22 protein-coding genes are annotated in these 19,145 nt (G+C 61.4%); 12 read left to right on the forward strand and 10 right to left on the reverse strand.

The annotated features are described in order from the left end of the window. Nucleotides 1-65: 65 nt before the first annotated feature. From AC5P8J_RS08095 to AC5P8J_RS08135, 9 genes are all read left to right on the forward strand, one after another. Nucleotides 66-533, forward strand: coding sequence for a hypothetical protein (locus AC5P8J_RS08095; protein WP_164144933.1), 468 nt, complete (start codon nucleotides 66-68; stop codon nucleotides 531-533). Between the two features lie 969 nt (nucleotides 534-1,502). Beyond that, a complete protein-coding gene (locus tag AC5P8J_RS08100; RefSeq protein ID WP_495216758.1) occupies nucleotides 1,503-2,360 on the forward strand; it encodes an RHS repeat-associated core domain-containing protein in 858 nt (285 codons plus the stop codon). Continuing rightward, entirely contained in the window at nucleotides 2,347-2,802 is a 456-nt protein-coding gene (locus AC5P8J_RS08105; protein ID WP_019659411.1) for a hypothetical protein, read from the forward strand. The genes AC5P8J_RS08100 and AC5P8J_RS08105 overlap by 14 nt, the downstream gene beginning before the upstream one ends. Nucleotides 2,803-3,250: 448 nt before the next feature. Then, nucleotides 3,251-3,763, forward strand: a complete 513-nt coding sequence (locus tag AC5P8J_RS08110) for a hypothetical protein (RefSeq protein WP_154081314.1) — start codon at nucleotides 3,251-3,253, stop codon at nucleotides 3,761-3,763. A gap of 3 nt (nucleotides 3,764-3,766) precedes the next feature. Continuing rightward, nucleotides 3,767-3,970: a hypothetical protein gene (locus tag AC5P8J_RS08115; protein ID WP_459389650.1), complete on the forward strand. Its 204-nt coding sequence runs from the start codon at nucleotides 3,767-3,769 to the stop codon at nucleotides 3,968-3,970. 883 nt (nucleotides 3,971-4,853) lie between these two features. Next, a complete protein-coding gene (locus AC5P8J_RS08120) occupies nucleotides 4,854-5,270 on the forward strand; it encodes a hypothetical protein (RefSeq protein WP_134735521.1) in 417 nt (138 codons plus the stop codon). Nucleotides 5,271-5,313: 43 nt separating this feature from the next. Continuing rightward, nucleotides 5,314-5,535 (forward strand): hypothetical protein, encoded by a 222-nt coding sequence (locus tag AC5P8J_RS08125; RefSeq protein WP_019659408.1) that lies wholly within the window; start codon nucleotides 5,314-5,316, stop codon nucleotides 5,533-5,535. Nucleotides 5,536-6,078: 543 nt separating this feature from the next. After that, nucleotides 6,079-6,585, forward strand: coding sequence for a hypothetical protein (locus tag AC5P8J_RS08130; protein WP_134730473.1), 507 nt, complete (start codon nucleotides 6,079-6,081; stop codon nucleotides 6,583-6,585). 686 nt (nucleotides 6,586-7,271) lie between these two features. Continuing rightward, nucleotides 7,272-7,628, forward strand: a complete 357-nt coding sequence (locus tag AC5P8J_RS08135) for a hypothetical protein (protein ID WP_459389649.1) — start codon at nucleotides 7,272-7,274, stop codon at nucleotides 7,626-7,628. 628 nt (nucleotides 7,629-8,256) lie between these two features. Here the strand turns inward: AC5P8J_RS08135 and AC5P8J_RS08140 are convergent. The 5 genes from AC5P8J_RS08140 to AC5P8J_RS08160 form a co-directional block, all read right to left on the reverse strand. Next, the gene (locus AC5P8J_RS08140; RefSeq protein ID WP_010483557.1) at nucleotides 8,257-9,513 is read right to left on the reverse strand and encodes a cysteine desulfurase; all 1,257 of its coding nucleotides are present in this window, start codon (nucleotides 9,511-9,513) and stop codon (nucleotides 8,257-8,259) included. Continuing rightward, entirely contained in the window at nucleotides 9,510-10,772 is a 1,263-nt protein-coding gene (sufD, locus tag AC5P8J_RS08145) for a Fe-S cluster assembly protein SufD (protein ID WP_021203138.1), read from the reverse strand. Before sufD ends, AC5P8J_RS08140 begins: the two co-directional genes overlap by 4 nt. Continuing rightward, nucleotides 10,772-11,536, reverse strand: coding sequence for a Fe-S cluster assembly ATPase SufC (gene sufC / locus AC5P8J_RS08150; RefSeq protein ID WP_021203137.1), 765 nt, complete (start codon nucleotides 11,534-11,536; stop codon nucleotides 10,772-10,774). The genes sufD and sufC overlap by 1 nt, the downstream gene beginning before the upstream one ends. A 74-nt stretch (nucleotides 11,537-11,610) precedes the next feature. Beyond that, on the reverse strand, nucleotides 11,611-13,086 hold the full coding sequence (gene sufB, locus AC5P8J_RS08155) for a Fe-S cluster assembly protein SufB (RefSeq protein WP_019659402.1): 1,476 nt from the start codon (nucleotides 13,084-13,086) through the stop codon (nucleotides 11,611-11,613). Between the two features lie 18 nt (nucleotides 13,087-13,104). Continuing rightward, a complete protein-coding gene (locus tag AC5P8J_RS08160) occupies nucleotides 13,105-13,560 on the reverse strand; it encodes an SUF system Fe-S cluster assembly regulator (protein WP_005408436.1) in 456 nt (151 codons plus the stop codon). A gap of 206 nt (nucleotides 13,561-13,766) precedes the next feature. On the opposite strand from AC5P8J_RS08160, the gene AC5P8J_RS08165 reads away from it, so the two are divergent. Next, on the forward strand, nucleotides 13,767-14,234 hold the full coding sequence (locus AC5P8J_RS08165) for an SET domain-containing protein (protein WP_026346957.1): 468 nt from the start codon (nucleotides 13,767-13,769) through the stop codon (nucleotides 14,232-14,234). Between the two features lie 161 nt (nucleotides 14,235-14,395). Then, nucleotides 14,396-14,938 carry a type 1 glutamine amidotransferase domain-containing protein gene (locus tag AC5P8J_RS08170; protein ID WP_019659400.1) on the forward strand — a complete coding sequence of 181 codons (543 nt, stop codon included), beginning with the start codon at nucleotides 14,396-14,398 and terminating at the stop codon, nucleotides 14,936-14,938. Between the two features lie 72 nt (nucleotides 14,939-15,010). Here AC5P8J_RS08170 and AC5P8J_RS08175 read toward each other — a convergent pair whose 3' ends face one another. From AC5P8J_RS08175 to AC5P8J_RS08190, 4 genes are all read right to left on the reverse strand, one after another. After that, nucleotides 15,011-15,607 (reverse strand): YceB family lipoprotein, encoded by a 597-nt coding sequence (locus tag AC5P8J_RS08175; protein WP_019659399.1) that lies wholly within the window; start codon nucleotides 15,605-15,607, stop codon nucleotides 15,011-15,013. A gap of 82 nt (nucleotides 15,608-15,689) precedes the next feature. Beyond that, nucleotides 15,690-16,238, reverse strand: coding sequence for a hypothetical protein (locus tag AC5P8J_RS08180; protein WP_494539970.1), 549 nt, complete (start codon nucleotides 16,236-16,238; stop codon nucleotides 15,690-15,692). 55 nt (nucleotides 16,239-16,293) lie between these two features. After that, nucleotides 16,294-16,602: a DUF3861 family protein gene (locus AC5P8J_RS08185; protein ID WP_494539969.1), complete on the reverse strand. Its 309-nt coding sequence runs from the start codon at nucleotides 16,600-16,602 to the stop codon at nucleotides 16,294-16,296. A 293-nt stretch (nucleotides 16,603-16,895) separates the two neighbouring features. After that, nucleotides 16,896-17,294 (reverse strand): HU family DNA-binding protein, encoded by a 399-nt coding sequence (locus tag AC5P8J_RS08190; protein ID WP_005408442.1) that lies wholly within the window; start codon nucleotides 17,292-17,294, stop codon nucleotides 16,896-16,898. 372 nt (nucleotides 17,295-17,666) lie between these two features. Here AC5P8J_RS08190 and AC5P8J_RS08195 point away from each other — a divergent pair, with 372 nt between their 5' ends. Continuing rightward, nucleotides 17,667-18,098 carry an OsmC family protein gene (locus AC5P8J_RS08195; protein WP_019659396.1) on the forward strand — a complete coding sequence of 144 codons (432 nt, stop codon included), beginning with the start codon at nucleotides 17,667-17,669 and terminating at the stop codon, nucleotides 18,096-18,098. A 99-nt stretch (nucleotides 18,099-18,197) separates the two neighbouring features. On the opposite strand, the gene AC5P8J_RS08200 is transcribed toward AC5P8J_RS08195, so the two are convergent. Then, a complete protein-coding gene (locus AC5P8J_RS08200; protein WP_019659395.1) occupies nucleotides 18,198-19,076 on the reverse strand; it encodes a PhzF family phenazine biosynthesis protein in 879 nt (292 codons plus the stop codon). Nucleotides 19,077-19,145 lie beyond the last annotated feature (69 nt).

Here is a 19,145-nt window from a genome sequence, read left to right on the forward strand (position 1 = left end):
TATCAGTTTGCTGAGCCTGAATTGGGGTCCAGAATTCGTAGAGTAGAAACGGTGAAGGTGAAGCAATGAAAATTCTTTCGAATTCTGTTGCTTTGTCTTTGCTGCTTGTTGGCTGCGGTAACGGGGAGCCCCAGGAAGAGCGGCTTTCCCGAAATGAGAAATATGATGAGGCGCCAAGTCTGGCCCTTTCCGAGGAGGAGTTGGAACGTCAGATTTCGATGGCTGAAAACGGGAATGCAGGGGCCCGTCTAAAGCTTGAATGGCACTACTCGACGCGTGGCGACATGGAGCGGTATCGCTACTGGCTTGAGGAGGGGGTCGCACGAATGGACGTTAGTTCAATGCAGCGATTGGCACTGTTTCTCTCCCTTGAGCAAGGCGGGGGAGACTGTAAGCGCGCGATGCAAATCCTCGAGGAAGGTTTGCGTCTTGATCCGCCGGAGACTACGCGCGAACTGATGGAGATGGATCTTCAGAGATTGCGGCATGAACGGGTCGGGGTTCCACCTTGCGGGGTGGGGCTCTTCAATTAGAGGCAGCAGTTGCGCGAATGCCGATAATAATTCGTTCGGATTCGATGATAGGAACGGGTGGTGCGGAGCGCATTCTGGTTTGAACTCGAGGTTATTGGTTGGGCAGGTCTCGATGAAGATCATAATTTCTCTATCTGCTGCCTTACCGATGCTGCTTCTTGCCTCCTGTGTGCAGGACCGCGGTTGTCTTCTTCGGGTGGCCAACCAGGACCACGACAGCTCCTCATCTCAGAAGATCCATGCTGATATGGATGAGCTCATGCATTCGCGTCCTGTGGATGGGGCGCGGAAAGTGAATGCAGAGTTGGTGGTATCGCAGCTCGAACTCTCTCGGGAGGGTCGGAGAAATAGAAGGATTTTCTATGTACTGACTGATGGCGGCGGGAAATTCTTGACTGCGGGGACTTGTGGTATTGACGAAGGCCAGTGTGCCTCGGTCATCGTGAAGCGAATGATCGGGGCCTGTGAAAGGATGTAGATTGCGCGTGCGCTAAGTTTTGGGAGGGGATTCAGTGAAAAATTCCCAAGTGCTTGATCGCTTTGGGCGGCTGGTCGATATTATTGTAGCGGCGCTTTGCTTGTTAGGGCTTGCAGCCTGTGGCGGGAGAGATGGAGGTTTGGGTGTGGTCATAAATCATGAGCCAAGAAACACAGCGGCTAATCACTACGCACAGGCGCTCGAGTCAGTTTTCAGTTCCGAAAGTGTACCAGAAGCGCAAATATGCAGGGTGCATTTAATTGATGTCAGGAAATCATTTGATCAGGCTGGAAGCGAAAGATTGAGGGTATATTTCGTCTTGGCCGATCATCAAGGTGTCGTCAGGTCGGCGGACACCTGTGGGCTTCCTGTGAATGAGTGCGTGACGATTGTTGCCGAGAGGTCGAGGGCGGGCTGTCGGCTGGAAAAAGGGCTGGCTCTCCACTGATTCGGGCGGTACTCGCGGTGCTGGTGCGCGTGGCCTGAATATAGTGCTGGCCGCTGCCCAGGAAGTGGTCGAGTACAGTTACACCGATGCGTTGGTTTCAACGGTGGCGATCACCGCTGTCAATGGAAATGTCATCGAGCGTACGGTGTATGAGCCGTATGGGGCGGTGGTCAACCGGCCGTTGAAGGATGGGCCGGGATATACGGGGCATGTGACGGACTCCGGGACCGGGCTGAGTTACATGCAGCAGCGGTATTATGATCCGGCTATTGGATCTTTCATAAGTGCGGATCCGGTTGAGGCCAATGGGCATACGTCATCCAACTTCAATCGCTATAAATATGCCCTTGGAAATCCCTACGGTCATGTAGACCCTGACGGCCGTTGTGAGAGCGTATCCACATGCCAGATGATGAGAGATGATCTGGCTGTCATAAACGGCGAGATGGGGTTGGATGAGCGCCGGTCTCGCCAGGAGGCAAGAGCGGCCGGAGCCGTTGCGGGTGTTTCAGTTCTAGCTGCCAGTCGTATTCCGGCAGCGACTGCAGCTGTCATCGGTGGTGCGAAGAATGCATTTATCAATATTGCCAGTCGCGTTGCGTCGCTCACTCGATCTCAGCAGCAGGCAATTAAGAAAATAAATAACATTGTTGACAATAATGCAAAGCCTCACAACTTTGACGGAGTTACTAAAGAGCTTCGCGGAATTGAGACCGGCTTTGATCATGTGACAGAGATGCAAAATTCACTGAAGGGGCTGAGCTCTGCCGCAAAAAGTTTGAGGGGGAGCTTGAATAATCCGAGTCTTTCTAGAGGGCAGCGTGTTAGGATCCAGCGAACGCTTGACAAGGCGGATGAAAACATAGCGAAGATGAAGGAGACGCTTGGTGGTGGAAGATAGCTTGCTGCTTGATAGGCTTTACAAGATCTCGGGTATTCTCACAGATGACCCCGATTCCTCAAGCTACATGTTGGTGTCGAGGTCGTTGTTTCATCGTGATCCGGAGATCCGAGAGAGGGCTATTTTCATCGGCGGGTTGCGTTGGGCAGATCCGTTGATTCTTGGTTGTTTTATTGGAATTGTTACGGTGGGGCAGGAACCTGTTGATGATAATCGTAGGCTTATGATTGAATCGCTTGTTTCTGCAGTGCTTCGGGGGAAGCTTGAAGCAGCTTCAATCGAGGAGTGGCTCAGGGCGGTGCTCCTTTCTAATGATTATGAGTCACTCCTGGCTAAGTCAGCCTACATTGGCTTGCTGCGCATTCAAGGGAAGATGTCGGTTTCTGATTTTGCATCTCTCGATTACGATGATGTATCTGTTGATTCATCATTCGTTTCTTGACGCCCGCATGTCGTTTTTCGCATTGAGAAGGCAGTGTCTCATGATGGTGGTTGAGGCTCGTTCGTCGATCAACTGTTAGGGACGGTTATGGCACTCCCTTCCTACTGGAGAACGGTGCCGATGGCGGGGGGGGCATTCCGGTTCAGGCCTATCTCGGCTCCAGCTGCGATGTCTGCCGCGCTGGTGATTTTGCAGGCCTTCAATCGTAGCGTGCTGAGCTGGAACCTTTCCTGCTGATTCGAGCGAGGAGAGTGCCAACGGTGGTGCCTGGACGGTGCTGCATAACGGCGGCGGGAGCAGCTTTGGTGCCAGCCGTGATAAGGGTAGCTATGTGTATCGGGTAAGGGCGTGCAATTTCGCGGGGGCGAGTCCGTACTCGGGAGTCGTGTTCAAAGATCCGGCCGGGCGCTGCCCCCGGTGCTTGTGGGGTGCGCCAATAGGCGTAGTTGTGAAAATCGGTGTTCAGATGGCTATGGCTGAAGGGTCGATGGGCGAAAGATTCTCCCAAGTAAAATGGGGGCAAGTTGCTGCCGCAACAGCGGCTGGCGCGCTAAGTGGTGGAGTAAGTGCCGTTGCAAGCACAGCTGCCACTACCTGTGGAACCATTGCTGCAAACGTGGTTGGAAATGCAGCCGTCGGTGCATTTTCAGTCCAAGCAAATGCACAACTTGAAGGTAAGGCCGCTTCTATATCCGAGGTTGCGAAGGGCGCAGCCTTGAGCGGAGTAACGGCTGGCTTAGGGGCAGCTGTTTCTACTGCGCCTAGTGTTGCGGCTAGAAGTGCGAGTGCTGATCTGACACAGGCTGAGCGAGCTGCGGCAGGAAATATGATGCAGGGTATAAAGGAAGCCGCTCCTGGGTTTAAATACTCCAATCCCACCCAAGCAGCGGCCAATGCCGCCGGTGCGGCGGTCAGTTCATCAGGCGATCTCGAACCACTTGTGAACGATACGTCGAAGTAGGATATGAAGATCAAATTGATCCTGAAGGGCGTCGCCGTGTATTACGCGAAAGCTGCTGTTTTCACGATCGCCAGCTATGGATTGTTGCGTCTCGTGTACGGGCATACAGGGATTTCATTCATTGAATGGGCGCTCATACTTCTGGCGGCGTTCACGATGGGTTACATGCCTCTTTACGTTCGCTTGCTACGCGGGAAGAGTTCGTAGCAGCCTTGTGCGGACGCGATACGTCCGCCGAATGGGGCCTCTTCTTTAGCGTAGCTATCTGGCAGGCTGCTGAAGCGCCAGTTGCAACGGGAGACCGCGTGATCGGCATTTTTTCGCCACAAGGCCTACGTGCAGTCGAGTGGCGGGACCTATCGCGCGCGTGAGTATCGCGCGCGTGCCTGCAATGCAGGAGATTGCTTGCCGTGGTCGAGCAACCATCCTGTCGCCCAGAGTGTGCCGAACTGGGACTAAGCCATGAATGGACTCTCTTTGTTGTTGATTCGAGTGGTGCTTGCGATAGTGGTGCTGGTGGCCTGTATGGCGCCTGGACTGCGGCATGAACGGGTCGGGATTGCGCCTTGCGGGGTGGGGTTGCCCAATTAGGGGGGGGGGGCAGTTGCACGTATGCCCGTAATGATCCGAACCTACGGTACTGAGCGTGTTCTTGCTTGAGCGCGAGGTCATTGGATGGGCTGGTTTCGATGAAGATCAGAGTTTTTCTATCTGCTGCCTTATCGATGCCGCTTCTTGCCTCCTGTATGCAGGACCGCGGTTGTCTTCTTCGGGTCGCTAACCAGGACCACGACAGCTCCTCATCTCAGAAGATCCATGCTGATATGGATGAACTCATACATTCGCGCCCTGTGGATGGGGCGCGGGAAGTGAATGCAGAGTTGGTGGTATCACAGCTCGAACTCTCTCGGGAGGGGCGGAGAAATAGAAGGATTTTCTATGTATTGACTGATGGCGGCGGGGAATTCTTGACTGCGGGGACTTGTGGTATTGACGAAGACCAGTGTGCCTCGGTCATTGTGAAGCGAATGATCGGGTTCTGTGAAAGGATGTAGATTGCGGGAACGCTAAGTGTTGGGAGGGATTTTTGGTGAAAAATTCCCAAGTGTTTGATCGCTTTGGGCGGCTGGCCGATATTATTGTAGCGGCGCTTTGCTTGTTGGGGCTTGCAGCCTGTGGCGGAAGAGATGAAGGTTTGGGTGTGGTCATAAATCATGAGCCGGGAAACGCAGCGGCTAATCACTGCGCACTGGCGCTCGAGTCAGTTTTCAGTTCTTCCGAGAGTGTGCCAGAAGCACAAATATGCAGGGTGCATTTGATTGATGTCAGGAAATCATTTGATCAGGCTGGAAGCGAAAGGGTAAGGGTATATTTCGTCTTGGCCGATCATCAAGGTGTCGTCAGGTCGGCGGACACCTGTGGGCTTCCTATGAATGAGTGCGTGACGATTGTTGCCGAGAGGTCGAGGGCGGGCTGTCGGCTGGAAAAAGGGCTGGCTCTCCACTGATTCGGGCGGTACTCGCGGTGTTGGTGCGTGTGGCCTGAATATAGTGCTGGCCGCTGCCCAGGAAGTGGTCGAGTACAGTTACACCGATGCGTTGGTTTCAACGGTGGCGATCACCGCTGTCAATGGAAATGTCATCGAGCGTACGGTGTATGAGCCTTCTGGTGAGCTGGTTCAGATGGCCATGGCTGAAGGGGCGAGGGGCGAAAGGCTATCCCAAGTAGAATGGGAGCACGTTGTCGTCAAACAGTCGCTGACGCGCTATTGATAGAATCATTACTGCAAACGCGGGGGGGGGGGGGGCAGGCGGCCCACGGTGTTCCTTCCTGGGTTTCTCGACAAGTGGCGGGAGTGCTGTGAAATCCACAAGTTCATCTCGATGCCGACGACGAGCGATGGTTCTTCAAGGGCTTGCGCTAACTTCAGCGCTATGTCTCGTATCTGTCGCTGGTTGTTCGCTACATGAAATAGGAAGCGGTCGACTGGATGACGACTGTCTTTTGGTGGTGGCTGACTATGTAAAGTCGTCGCGGGGGTGGGGTGGGGATATCTACAACATTGCTCCTGAGGGGACGGTGGCAGGGTTGCGCGGATATGCAGTAATGCATCGCTCGGACGACGGGAAACTACCGTCCGAGGAGTTGAAATCATTTCATGTCGATTTGGATTCCAAGTGCAAGGCTGTTGTTGATGAACTTGGCTATCAATGATTCTGCGAATTTTTCGGCTGGTAGAGGAGGGGCGGTTTGCGGGAGTGCAGCGAAAGTGAGCGGTATCCCATGGCGCTGGATGGCGACGCGGGGGTGTGGGCGTGAATGTTGATTTCCGGTTTTTCGTGGTTATTGTTTTTATTTTTTATGGGGCTGGTTGCAGGTATCAAGAAGGTGTGGGCGTACCGTTTGGAACGACCTGTGGCGTCGAGGGCAGCTCCGCCTGCCGGGTCAGCTTCCGGGAACTGGCTGCTACGCCCCGGCTATTCGATGGAAAGTTGGTGCGGATGGAGGGCTATCTCGGGGTGAGCCGGGAGCTCTTTGTACTGAATTCAAGCAAAGAGTTGTTTGAGGCCGGAGTGACTGAGGAGACCCAAGTTCGAATTAGAGGGCCAATAGATCTGCAGCAAAGCGTATTTGATGAATACGCGTATTCATGGGTCTCGATAATCGGGGTGTTCAGGACAAGAGAGAGTGACAATTCGACAGGTGATCTGCTGCTTGGCGAAATTCACGCCCCCCTTGAAGTTCGCTCCCTACGAATCCCTGGTCCCGTTCCACGTGCGGAATTTGGAGATGTGCTCGTCAATCTTGAAGATCTGAAGTGAGTGATAGGGTGTGGAAATGGCGTTATGTGCTTTCATTTCTGCCTTCTGTGGCAGGAAAGCGGGATGATCCACAGGCGCGCCTAACATGTGATCGCATGGTCTCCATGTTAGGATTGACACTTGCCAGACAGAGACTTCGGAACATTCTCGATGGCTGGCAGAGTCACAGATATCACAGTACGCCATTTCACTCCTGGGCTGTTCAATTCTACACGTTGCGCGATTGCGTCTATGTCATTGCGAGCTGATCGATCACGTCGATAGGCTTTGGGGCAATTTCCGCTTGGTTGAAGAATACGAGGTTTCGCATTGAGCGCTATCGATGTAAAGAATCTCGTTCTAGCCTGTCTGCGGAGGCTTTTGGAATCCGAGCCTGCTTCCGTGGAGCAGGTGTCTAGCTGGTGCCAGAGGGCGGAATTTATCAAGAACGTGCTTCGGTCAAGTTCGTATGAAATCGGGGTTCCTCACGTGATATGGCACTATCTTGATGATGCTGATATCCGTATTCGCGATCCCCGCTATGCCGAAGCACAAGTGTTGGCCGTTAGGCGGAGTATTGATGAGTGGGCTTGAGTACATTCAGAGAAGCTATGAAAGATACATGCTGCTGGCCAGATTTCATTGCGGCATCTCTCTCAAACTCTAACCCTCCGGATCTCCCTCTCCTCCGGGAAGACTGGGCCGGGATGGCGTTTGATCGCAACCTGTATGAGGATTTTGCTCCGAATGATGTTTGGGTGGCGTGGCTGAGCGCACTTTCGGAGCACTTTGCAGATATCGCGATGTGCGCGGTTCGATGTTCAGAGAGCTCCGGCGGCGGAAACCCCGTGGAAATTGAGCGAGGTCTGGATGGCCTGCGCTCCTACTGGTTGGAAGATGGGAACTTCATGCGTGATCATTTCTTGTTTTCGCGTGATGGTCGCTGGGTCGTAAAGCTGGATCAGGACGTGACGTTGTTTGCGGGAGATGTCACTTTCCTTGCGGATGTTGTCGCGCGACTTGGTGGTGTAGAGCATGTCGAGAAGATGATGCGACGGACCTGATTGGTACAGCTGAGGACGCAGTTGGCCTCGGTGGGTACGTCAAGGGGCTTCTTGCGCCATTGAACGCATCGACTCCATAGCAGATTGCTGCGTAGATGATTGGGTGTGCAGGTGCTATGTGATGGAGTAGCTTCAAAAGGAGGAGCTGAGTGCCAGGGTTTGTTGAGAGCTTCCCCATTTGGGCTTCCATCATTCTAGGTGCCATGTGGATAAACGCATTTGCGGCTCACAGGATGTTGCTTAAAATCGAGCGTGAACGGCCGGAAGTACTCGCTGCAGTCGGAATCATCAAGGTTGATTGGTGGCTTAGGTGCTTGCGCGGTATTGCGGTGCTTGCCCTTACTTCCAAAGGGCGGACGCTCCATCAGGGGGAACGGTGGGTGTTGAGGGGCGTCGTGATGATGTACGTTTTCTTGATTGCCTCCGGGGTATCCATGCTTGTTGGCATGTAGAAGACGGTGTCTCAAGGCCGTTGATGATGGATGGATCGGCATTAGGGTGAGATTGCCCGTTCCTGGCATCACTCAGCATTTCCCCGTTACGCCTCTGCTTGCTTGCGTCCAGCGCGCGATAAAAAACGCCGCAGTTCCCTGCGGCGTTCTCGTAGTTCCCTGATTCTGGCGAATCCTCAGCCCAGCAGCTTCCGCACCTTGGTTAGTGCGGTCATGAAGCGCTCGATCTCGGCATGCGTGTTGTAGAACGCCAGCGAGGCACGGCAGGTAGCCGCGACGCCGAAGTACTGCAGCAGCGGATGCGCGCAGTGCTGCCCCGAGCGCACGGCCACGCCTTCCAGATCCAGAAGGGTGGCCAGGTCGTGCGCATGCGCGCCATCGATCAGGAACGAGACAACGGCGGCCTTCTCCGGCGCTTCGCCGATGATGCGCAGGCCGTCGACGCGGCGCAGCTCTTCGGTGAAGTGCGCCAGCAGTTCGGCTTCGCGTGCTTCCACGTTCTCCTGCCCAAGCTGCTGCAGGTAGTCGGCAGCCACGCCCAGGCCGATGAAACCGGCGATGTTCGGGGTGCCGGCTTCGAACTTGTGCGGGGCATCGTTGAACACGGTGCCGTCGAAGCTGACTTCCTTGATCATCTCGCCGCCACCGAGGAACGGCGGCATCGCATCAAGATGCTCGCGGCGCGCCCACAAGGCGCCGGTGCCGGTCGGGCCGCACATCTTGTGGCCGGTGATGGCGTAGAAGTCGCAGCCGATCGCGGCGACATCGACCTTGCGGTGCGGCACGGCCTGCGAGCCATCGACCACGGTGATGATGCCGCGCTTGCGCGCTTCACGGCAGATTTCGCGCACCGGGTTGACCGTGCCTAGCACGTTGGAGACATGGGTGACGGCCAGCAGCTTGACCTCCGGGGTCATCGCTGCGCGCAGCGCATCCAGGTCGAGCGCGCCGTCAGGCGTGATCTCGGCCACGCGGATGGTGGCGCCGGTACGCTGCGCGACCAGCTGCCACGGCACGATGTTGGCGTGGTGCTCCATGCGCGTGATCAGGATCACGTCACCGGCCTTCAGTCGAGGCAGTGCCCACGAGTAGGCCACCAGGTTGATGGCGAAGGTGGTACCACTGCACAGCACCAGGTCGCTGGGCCGCACGTTGAGGAAGCGCGCCAGCGTGTTGCGCGCACCCTCGTAGGCGTCGGTGGCTTCGCTGCCCAGTGCATGCACCGCGCGGCTGACGTTGGCGTTGTAGCGGCGGTAGAACTCGTCCACCGCGCCGATCACCTGCACCGGCTTCTGGCCGGTGTTGGCATTGTCGAAATAGACCAGCGGCTTGCCGTGCACTTCACGCATCAGCAGCGGGAAGTCGAGGCGGACGCGGTCCCAGTCGGGGGCGCCGGTGCGTTCTTCGATCGGGCGCGGCGTGGACAGGTTCATGCCACACCCGCCTCGGCCAGTGCCTTGTCCAGGCGACGTGCCAGCTGCGCACGCAGCGCGTCCGGCAGGATCTTCAACGGCTCGTGGCAGAACGCGGCGCTCAGCAGTGCCTGCGCCTGTGCCTGCGGCAGGCCGCGCGAGCGCAGGTAGAACAGCGCATTGGCGTCGAGCTGGCCGACGGTCGCGCCATGCGCGGCCTTCACTTCATCGGCGTCGATCACCAGCGTCGGCTGGGTGTCGATCTCGGCATCGGCCGACAGCAGCAGGTTCTTGTTGGACAGGTTCGCGTCGGTGCCATCGGCGCCTTCGCGGATCTGGATGCCACCATGGAACACCACGCGGCTGCGGTTGGCGGCGACGCCGCGCCACAGCAGTTCGCAGGCGGTATCGCGTGCGATGTGGTCGATACCCAGGCGGGTTTCGACGTGGCGGCGGCCATTGCCAAGCAGCACGCCGTTGGCGGTCAGCTGGGCATTGTCGCCTTCCAGGCGCACGTTCAGTTCATGGCGGCTGAGCGCGGCGCCCAGTTCCAGGTCCACGCGGTGGTACTGCGCGTCGCGGGCCAGCACCGCGTCGGTGCGCAGGAAGCTGGTCTGGCGCGCGCTGCCGGCCTGCACGCGGGCGTGCTTGAGCACGGCATCGCGGGCGACATGGGCATGCAGCACGGTATTGTCCAGGTGGGCGGAGTCGCCCACGCTGAAGCGATGCTCGACCACGCCCAAGCTGGCGCCGGCACGCAGTTCGATCAGGTGGCGGTGATGCCAGGCCAGGTCGGTGTCACCGGCGACGCTGGCGAACACCAGCTGCAGCGGCACGTCGACCTGCACGCCTTCATCCACGCGCAGCACCACGCCTTCATCGGCCAGCGCAGCATTCAGGCGGGCGAAGATCTCCTCGCTGCGCTCGTAGCGGCGGCCAAGGAAACGCACGGCGTCTTCGCCAGCGGCCAGTGCGGCCGACAGCGGCTGCAGCTGCACGCCGGCCGGCAGGGCCTGCACGTCGCTCAGTGCGGCATCCAACCGGCCGTTGACGAACACCAGGCGCGGTGCCGGGATGTCCTCCAGCAGGGCGGCGTCCAGCGCCGGGCCCTGCAGCGGTGCCGCAGCGAACGCACGGCGTTCCAGCTGCCGCAGCGAGGTGTACTTCCAAGCCTCGTTGCGGGCGGCCGGCAGGCCGTCACGCAGGGCCGCATCCAGCACTTCGCGGCGCGCATCGCTGCCGCAGAAGGCCTGGGCCATCGAATCAAGCAAGGCGCTCATCAGACCGCCGCCTCGGGCACGACCCGGTCCTTCAGGAAATCATAGCCGTGCGCTTCCAGTTCCAGGGCCAGTTCCGGGCCACCGGTCTTGACGATGCGGCCATCGGCCAGCACGTGCACCACGTCCGGCTTGATGTAGTCCAGCAGGCGCTGGTAGTGGGTGATGACCAGGAACGAGCGATCAGCAGCGCGCAGTGCGTTGACACCATCGGCCACGCTCTTCAGTGCATCGATGTCCAGGCCCGAGTCGGTTTCGTCCAGGATCGCCAGCTTCGGTTCCAGCACGGCCAGCTGGAAGATCTCGTTGCGCTTCTTCTCGCCACCGGAGAAGCCTTCGTTGACGCCACGGTGCAGCAGTTCGTCCTTCAGGTGCAGCACGGCCAGCTTCTGGCGCACCAGCTTGAGGAACTGCATGGAATCGAGTTCTTCCTCGCCGCGTGCCTTGCGCTGGGCGTTCAGTGCCGCGCGCAGGAAGTAGGTGTTGTTCACGCCCGGGATCTCCACCGGGTACTGGAACGCCAGGAACAGGCCGGCAGCGGCGCGCGCTTCCGGGTCCTGCTCCAGCAGGTCGACGCCGTCGAACTGCACGCTGCCTTCGGTCACTTCGTAGCCGTCGCGGCCGGCCAGGACATTGCCCAGGGTGGACTTGCCGGCGCCGTTCGGGCCCATGATGGCGTGCACCTGGCCCGGCTGGACGTCCAGCGACAGGCCCTTGAGGATTTCCTTGTCGCCGATGCGGGCGTGGAGGTTTTCGATCTTCAGCATGGTGGGGATTTCCGTGGGGCGGGCCGCGGCCCGCCGGTAAAGAGAATGCGTTTGCGAGGGGCAGGGGCGGGCGGTCAGCCCACCGAACCTTCCAGCGAGACTTCCAGCAGCTTCTTGGCTTCCACCGCGAACTCCATCGGCAGTTCGCGGAACACCTGTTTGCAGAAGCCGTCGACGATCATCGACACCGCGTCTTCCTGGCTGATGCCACGGGCGCGGCAGTAGAACAGCTGGTCGTCGGAGATCTTGGAGGTGGTGGCCTCATGCTCGACGGTGGCGCCCGGGTTCTTCACCTCGATGTAGGGGAAGGTGTGCGCGCCGCACTGCTTGCCGATCAGCAGCGAATCGCACTGGGTGTAGTTGCGCGCGCCATCGGCATTGCGGTCCACACGCACCAGGCCGCGGTAGGTGTTCTGGCCGCGGCCGGCGCTGATGCCCTTGCTGACGATCTTGCTCTTGGTGCGCTTGCCGACGTGGATCATCTTGGTGCCGGTGTCGGCCTGCTGGCGGTGATGGGTCAGCGCCACGGAGTGGAACTCACCCACCGAGTCGTCGCCCAGCAGCACGCAGGACGGGTACTTCCAGGTGATCGCCGAGCCGGTCTCGACCTGGGTCCAGGTGACCTTGCTGCGCGCGCCACGGCATTCGGCACGCTTGGTGACGAAGTTGTAGATGCCGCCGACGCCGTTCTCGTCGCCCGGGTACCAGTTCTGCACGGTGGAGTACTTGATCTCCGCGTCTTCCAGCGCGACCAGCTCGACCACGGCGGCGTGCAGCTGGTTCTCGTCGCGCATCGGCGCGGTGCAGCCTTCCAGGTAGGACACGTAGGCCTTGTCCTCGCACACGATCAGGGTGCGCTCGAACTGGCCGGTGTGGCCGGCGTTGATGCGGAAGTAGGTGCTCAGTTCCATCGGGCAGCGCACGCCCTTGGGGATGAACACGAAGCTGCCATCGGAGAACACCGCCGAGTTGAGCGCGGCGAAGTAGTTGTCGCCGACCGGCACCACGGTGCCCAGGTACTGGCGGACCAGCTCCGGGTGTTCCTTGATGGCCTCGGACATCGAGCAGAAGATGATGCCCTTCTCGGCCAGTTCCTTGCGGAAGGTGGTACCGACGGACACCGAGTCGAACACCGCGTCCACCGCCACGCCTGCCAGCTTGGCACGCTCGTGCAGCGGCACGCCCAGCTTGTCGTAGGTGTCGAGCAGTTCCTTCGGCACGTCGTCCAGCGAGGCGTACTTCGGGCCCTTGGGCGCGGAGTAGTAGCTGAGCGCCTGCAAGTCGATCGGGGCGATCTCCAGCTTGGCCCAGTCCGGCATCGGCAGGGTCAGGAAGTGGCGGTAGGCGTCCAGGCGCCACTGCGTCATCCACTCCGGCTCGTCCTTCTTGGCCGACAGGGCACGGATGGTGTCCTCGTCCAGGCCCGGCGGCAGGGAGTCCGACTCGATCTCGGTGATGAAGCCGGCCGAATACTTGCGGCCGAGCTGCTCGTGGATCTCGCGGTTGGGGGTGTCGTCGTGGGCGACGTTTTCGATGGTTTCGGTGGCCATGGGGGGGCTGCCTGTGGATCAGGAGACGACGTCGACAGCGATGGTGCGGCGCTGTTCGTCATCGGCAAGGGGAAGAGGGGGCAGGATCTGGGCGAGGGTGACATCGCGCAGGGCCTCGGAGACCACGTCGTTGATCAGCCGCCAGCTGCTGCGCGCGCCGCACTTGGGCGCCATGCCGCACTGGTGGTGGTCGTGGCTGCATTCGGTCAGGGCCAGCGGCCCTTCCATCGCTTCGACCACTTCGAACAGCGAGATCTCGATGGCCGGGCGGGTCAGGCGGTAGCCGCCACGGACACCGCGCAGGCCTTCGACCAGGCCGGCCTGGGCCAGTGGCTTGAGCACCTTGCTGACGGTGGGCGGCTCCAGGCCGGTGAATTCGGCCAGCTCGGTGGCACTGAGCACCTCGCCCGGACGGGCGGCAAGCACGGTCAGTACCACGGTGGCGTAATCGGTGAGCTTGGTGACACGCAACATGGGGATGCGAGTGGTTCTTAAAGCGGACTGAAATTGTACGCTTTTATTCGCCGCCATCCAACCCGGGCATTCAGCCGGCGCTGGGCCGGGCGGGAGGACGCGCCGGGCCGTTGCCGGGGCGCCATGCTGCGCTACCGGGGTGATTTTCGCAATCACCCGGAATGGGCGAGAATCCAGGTTCCATCCGCTGCAAACAGCCCGTGCCGATGCCGAAGAAGATCCAAGCCCGCAAGTCCGCCATCCATGGCAACGGCGTGTTCGCCGTGGCCCCGATCAAGCAGGGCGAGCGCGTGATCCAGTACAAGGGCCTGCTGCGCAGCCACGGCGATGTTGATGCCGATGACAGCGGCGACGTCGAAAGCGGCCACACCTTCCTGTTCACCCTCAACGACGACTGGGTGATCGATGCCAACTACAAAGGCAATGACGCGCGCTGGATCAACCACAGCTGCGAGCCGAACTGCGAGGCCGTGATCGAGGAAGACGAGGACGGCGACAGCCGCGGTGACAAGGTGTTCATCGAGGCGCTGCGTGACATCACGCCCGGCGAGGAACTGACCTACAACTACGGCATCACTCTGGCCGAGCGTCACACTGCCAAGCTGAAGAAGATCTGGGAGTGCCGCTGCGGCTCGCCCAAGTGCACCGGCACCATGCTGCAGCCCAAGCGCTGACCGGTACCGGGTAGGGCCGGCCGCTGGCCGGCATGGCGCGATGCAGGTGCCGGCCAGCGGCCGGCACCACCTGGAGCTCTCCACCTGCCGTGCACGGCAGGGTCACTGCCCTGCAAGGGCCGTTCTTCCATTCTGTCGGCTCCCCAAACCGGAGTGCACCCATGGCAGAACGATTGAAGGGCAAGCAGATTGCCATCCTGGCCACCCACGGCTTTGAACAGTCCGAATTGACCGAACCCAAGCGGCTGCTGGAAGCCGAAGGCGCACGGGTCAGCGTCGTGTCGCCTGCAAAGGAGGCGACGATCAAGGGCTGGAAAGAGAAGAACTGGGGCGACGCCGTTGCAGTGGATATTCCGCTGGATGAGGCCGATCCGGCCAGCTTCGATGCCCTGGTGCTGCCGGGAGGGGTCATCAATCCGGACACGCTGCGTACCGACGAGGCTGTACTCGGCTTTGTCCGCGCAGTAGACGAAGCAGGCAAGCCTGTGGCGGCGATCTGCCATGGCCCGTGGCTGCTGATCAACAGTGGCCTCGCCGATGGCCGCGCGCTGACGTCCTGGCCGTCCCTGCAGCAGGATCTGACCAATGCGGGGGCGAACTGGCGCGATGCCGAGGTGGTGGTCGACGGTAACGTGATCACCAGCCGCAAGCCGGATGACATTCCGGCCTTCAGCGAGGCGGTGGTAAAAGCACTTGCCGCGTGATGCCTTGCCGGTAGTGCCGGCCCCTGGCCGGCACGCAAGTGAGACGCGTGCCGGCCAGCGGCCGGCACGACCTTATTTGCCCAGCAGGCCCGCTGGCACCAGGTTGCCCAGGTTCTGGTTGAAGGTGACCACCAGCTTGCCGTTCTTCACCTGTGCCGACTGCACCTGCAGGGCGCCGAGCATGCCGGCCACGGCCGGGTCCAGCTTGTAGATCGGCTCCCGCTGGGCGTAGTCGCTCAGCCAGGCGTTGAGCAGGCCGCGGGTACGGGAGTCGAGACGACCGCCCTGGTTGGCCGGGGTGAAGTCATCCACGCTCGGCTGCTGCAGGTGGAACCCCTGGGTCTGCGCGTCGTAGCGCAGGCCGCTGCTCAGCTTCACCGTACCCAGTTTGGCCGGGCTACCACCGGCGGTGGCCAGCGCCACATCCATGCCCAGGTTCAAGCGCTCGCCGGCCGGAAGGCTCAGCTGCGGGTGGCTCATCGTCAGGGCGATCAGGCCGCCGAGCGCGTCCTGCGTGCGCGGGAAGCTGCCATCAAGGTACTGCTGTACGTCGCTGGCACCGACCGACAGTTCCCGGCCGGAAATGGAAGGCGCAGCCTGGGCGCCGATTGCAGCGGCGATCAGCACGGTGGAGGCCGCGAGGCGGGTCATCAGGGAACGCAGGCGCATGGCAGAGACCGATGGATGCGGAATGGATGGTTCAAAGAGTAGCCTTGCCGGCTGAATCGCGCGTGCATGCCGCCGCAACGGTTCAGTCCAGCGATGGCCGCAGTTGTGCCGACTGGATCTGCCAGGCGCTGCCGTCGGCGCTGGGTTGCACCCGGTACCAGCCGCCGAAGCGGAAGGTGCCCTCAGGAGTCACCGCGCGGATCCGCACCGGAACCTCCAGCAGCTGCGGCGGCTGGTGCCCGTCGCGCGCGATCGGCAGCTCGCTGGTCAGGCGCAGGCTGCGTACGTCCGTCAGCTGGCGCAATGCGGCATCGTCAGCGCGCCGGGCATCGCTGGGCGGGAAAGTCCACGCGGCGTCGGCGGCCTTGCGATCGCGATTGAGCAGGGCCATGACATACGCGTTGAGCATGGCCGCGGGCAGCTCGGCGTCGGCCGCGACGGCGGCAAACAGGGGATCGACATCGATGGCCCGCGCAGCCGCTGCATCGCCTGCTGCGGCGGTCTGTGGCTTCGTGCTGGCAGTCGTCCTGGCCGCTACCGGCGGCGCGGCATCCGCTGCGTCGGATTGCGATGGCGGCCTGGAGCAGGCCAGCAGCACCAGTGGTGCGATCAGTATGAGGAACCTGCGCATGCCAGCCTCCTCCCCGAGGCGAACGGAAGGAGGCAGTGTATCGGTTGTGCGGCGATCAGCGGGAGGAGGGCAGCTGTTCCAGTGCATCCAGCGCCGGCAGCACCTGCGCGGCGATGGCGGCCAGGGCATGGCCTTCTGTTTCGGCGTGGCGCTGCACGATGTCGCGCAGCAGCTGGGTGGCGATCACCAGGGTCGCGCGCTCGTCGCCGCTGACGCCAGCGGTGCGCGGCGCCGCTTCCAGCAGGCGCATGAGGTCTCGGCCGGCGCGATGTTCCAGTTCGATGGTGCAGCGCCCGGTGCACTGCAACCCGTCCTTTTCGATGGGGGTCACCGAGATCCGGTAGCGGGTGGAGGGGCTGGCCATGGGGGGACGCTCGCCGTAGCTGTGGAGGATGTGCCCACCTTAGGCAAGGCCGTGCCCGGCGGCGATGGCCGGGGCTGCACGCAGTGTTCCACCCGGTACGTTCCGGGGCCGCAACGCACCACGCCCAGCCAATGGCGACGGGCTTGAACGGGGATCGCCCAGCGTGCGGCAACGCTGTGTTGCGGATTGCTCCGGGGCGACGTCCCGCGCATGGCGCGGATCCCCGCAGGGCGCGCGCAAAAAAAACGGGACGGCCAGAGCCGTCCCGTTGCAATCCGCGTTGGGGCGCGCGCTTACAGCGCGGCGTCCTTCAGCTTCTTCAGCGGACGCACCTTCAGCTTGGTGGTGGCCGGCTTGGCAGCGAACCACTGCTCTTCCTTGGTGAACGGGTTGATGCCCTTGCGCTTCGGCTTGGCCGGCACATTGACGGTGGTGATCTTCAGCAGGCCCGGCAGGGTGAACGAGCCAGCGCCCTTCTTGTGCACCGAGGAGGCGACGGCGCTTTCCAGCGAGGCCAGCACAGCGCGGACGTCCTTGGCGACGACGCCGGAGGCTTCAGCGATGTGTGCAACCAGGCCGGACTTGGTCAGCACTTCCTTGATCGGCTTCGGAGCGGCCGGCTTGGCGGCTGCCTTCGTCGCGACTTTCTTCACTGCCTTCTTCGGGGCAGCCTTCTTAGCGGTCTTTGCCATGGTTTCCTGTTCCGTGAACGGTTGGTTGTTTGGTCGGCGCCGAACCCCGTCGGCAAGCGCAATGTAGGGCAACTCTTGGGCGCCGCCAATAGCCCGAAGCGCGGAAAGTGCATGTTTTTTCATATCCAGGCCGATCCAGTACATGGCCGGCGGTGGGGGCTGGGGGCGTGTAAGCGTGCTCGAAGCCCGCCGCCTGCCCATTGGTGCACTGCGCGAAACCACTGAAAACAAGAGGAAAATGCGTTGCGCGCTGGCGAGGAAGTGTCCATCTTCCGGGGGCGGGGGCGACGTGGGGCGTGCGGCGGAGCGACGCAGGGCTAACGCGTGGCATGCGAGGGTGGCCGTTCATCACCGCCACGCAGGAGCAGCACAATGGGAATCTCGCGACACGCCACCGCGCACTGGGAAGGCGATCTGAAGTCGGGCAAGGGGCAGCTGAGCACGCCGCAGAGTGGACTGCTGGACAAGACCCGCTACGGCTTCAACAGCCGCTTCGGCGACGAAAAGGGCACCAATCCGGAAGAGCTGATTGCCGCCGCACATGCCGGCTGTTTCACCATGGCGCTGTCGGCCAAGCTCGGCGAGGCTGGCTTTACCCCGACCTCGCTGGACACCGAAGCCAAGGTCGACCTGTCGATGGAAGGCGGCCCGCAGCTGTCGCAGATCCGGCTGAAGGTAAAGGCGGTGGTGCCTGGCATCGACGCGACGCAGTTCCGCGCCATTGCCGATGACGCCAAGCAGAACTGCCCGGTGTCCAAGGCGCTCAGTGCGGTGCCGATCAGCCTGGAAGCCGAACTGGGCTGAGCCGACGCATCTGTAGAGCCGAGCCCATGCTCGGCTTCTGCAGCTCCCGTGATCTGGCCGGAGAGCAGCCGAGCGCGGGCTCGGCTCTACAGTGTCCCTTTACCAATCGATGGTGCCGGTGATGACGGTCTGCACCTGGCCGCCTGACCATACCTCGCCATCCTCATCGACCAGCAGGGTCAGGCGCGCGTCATGGCCGACTTCGCGGCCTTGGCTGACTTCGAACGGCGTCCGCCCACGCGGCAGCGCGTCGCGCAGGTCCAGCCATGCGGCAAGCACCGCATTGGCCGCACCCGAGGCGGCGTCCTCGAAGCGGCGACCGTTGCCGACGAAGGCACGCACGGCCAGATCGAATCCCTCACCGCCATCGCTGAAGGCATAGGCGAACACGCCCATGCTGTCGGTGGACTCGGCCAGTGCGGCCACCGCATCCCAGTCGGGCTGCAGGGCGCGCAACGCGGCTTCATCGGCCACCTGCACCACCCACCAGCTACGCCCGCCCTGCATGCGCGCCGGCGGCAACGAACCCAGCGGCCAGCCCCTCAGTGCAGCCTGCAGGCGTGGATCGCAGGCCTCGGCAGTTTCGGCCAGCTGCGCGCGCGGGGTGCGGATGGCGATGCGCTGTTGCGTACCCTCACCGCTGACGCGCAGCGGCAGCGCGCCGGCAATGCCGTCCTGCACCAGCACACCGTCAACCGCTCCGGCCAGGCCCACCTGCAGCACCGCATGCGCGGTGCCGACGCTGGGGTGGCCGGCGAACGGCACTTCCTTCTGCGGGCTGAACATGCGCAGCCGGTAGCTGGCACCGGCTGCCTGGGGCGGGAACACGAAGGTGGTCTCGGGCAGACGCGTCCAGCGCGCGATCGCCTGCATGCTGGCGTCGTCCAGGCCCTCGGCATCGAGCACCACGGCCAGCGGGTTGCCAGCGCCGGCGCGCGGGGAGAACACATCCAGCTGCAGGAAACGGCGGGTGGTCATCGGGGCGAAACTCCAGGATCGGTTGGCGCGCAGCTTAACGCGCGGTTGTAGAGCCGAGCCCATGCTCGG

The sequence above is a fragment of the Stenotrophomonas sp. YJH_SMC_37 genome (genome assembly GCF_059370035.1).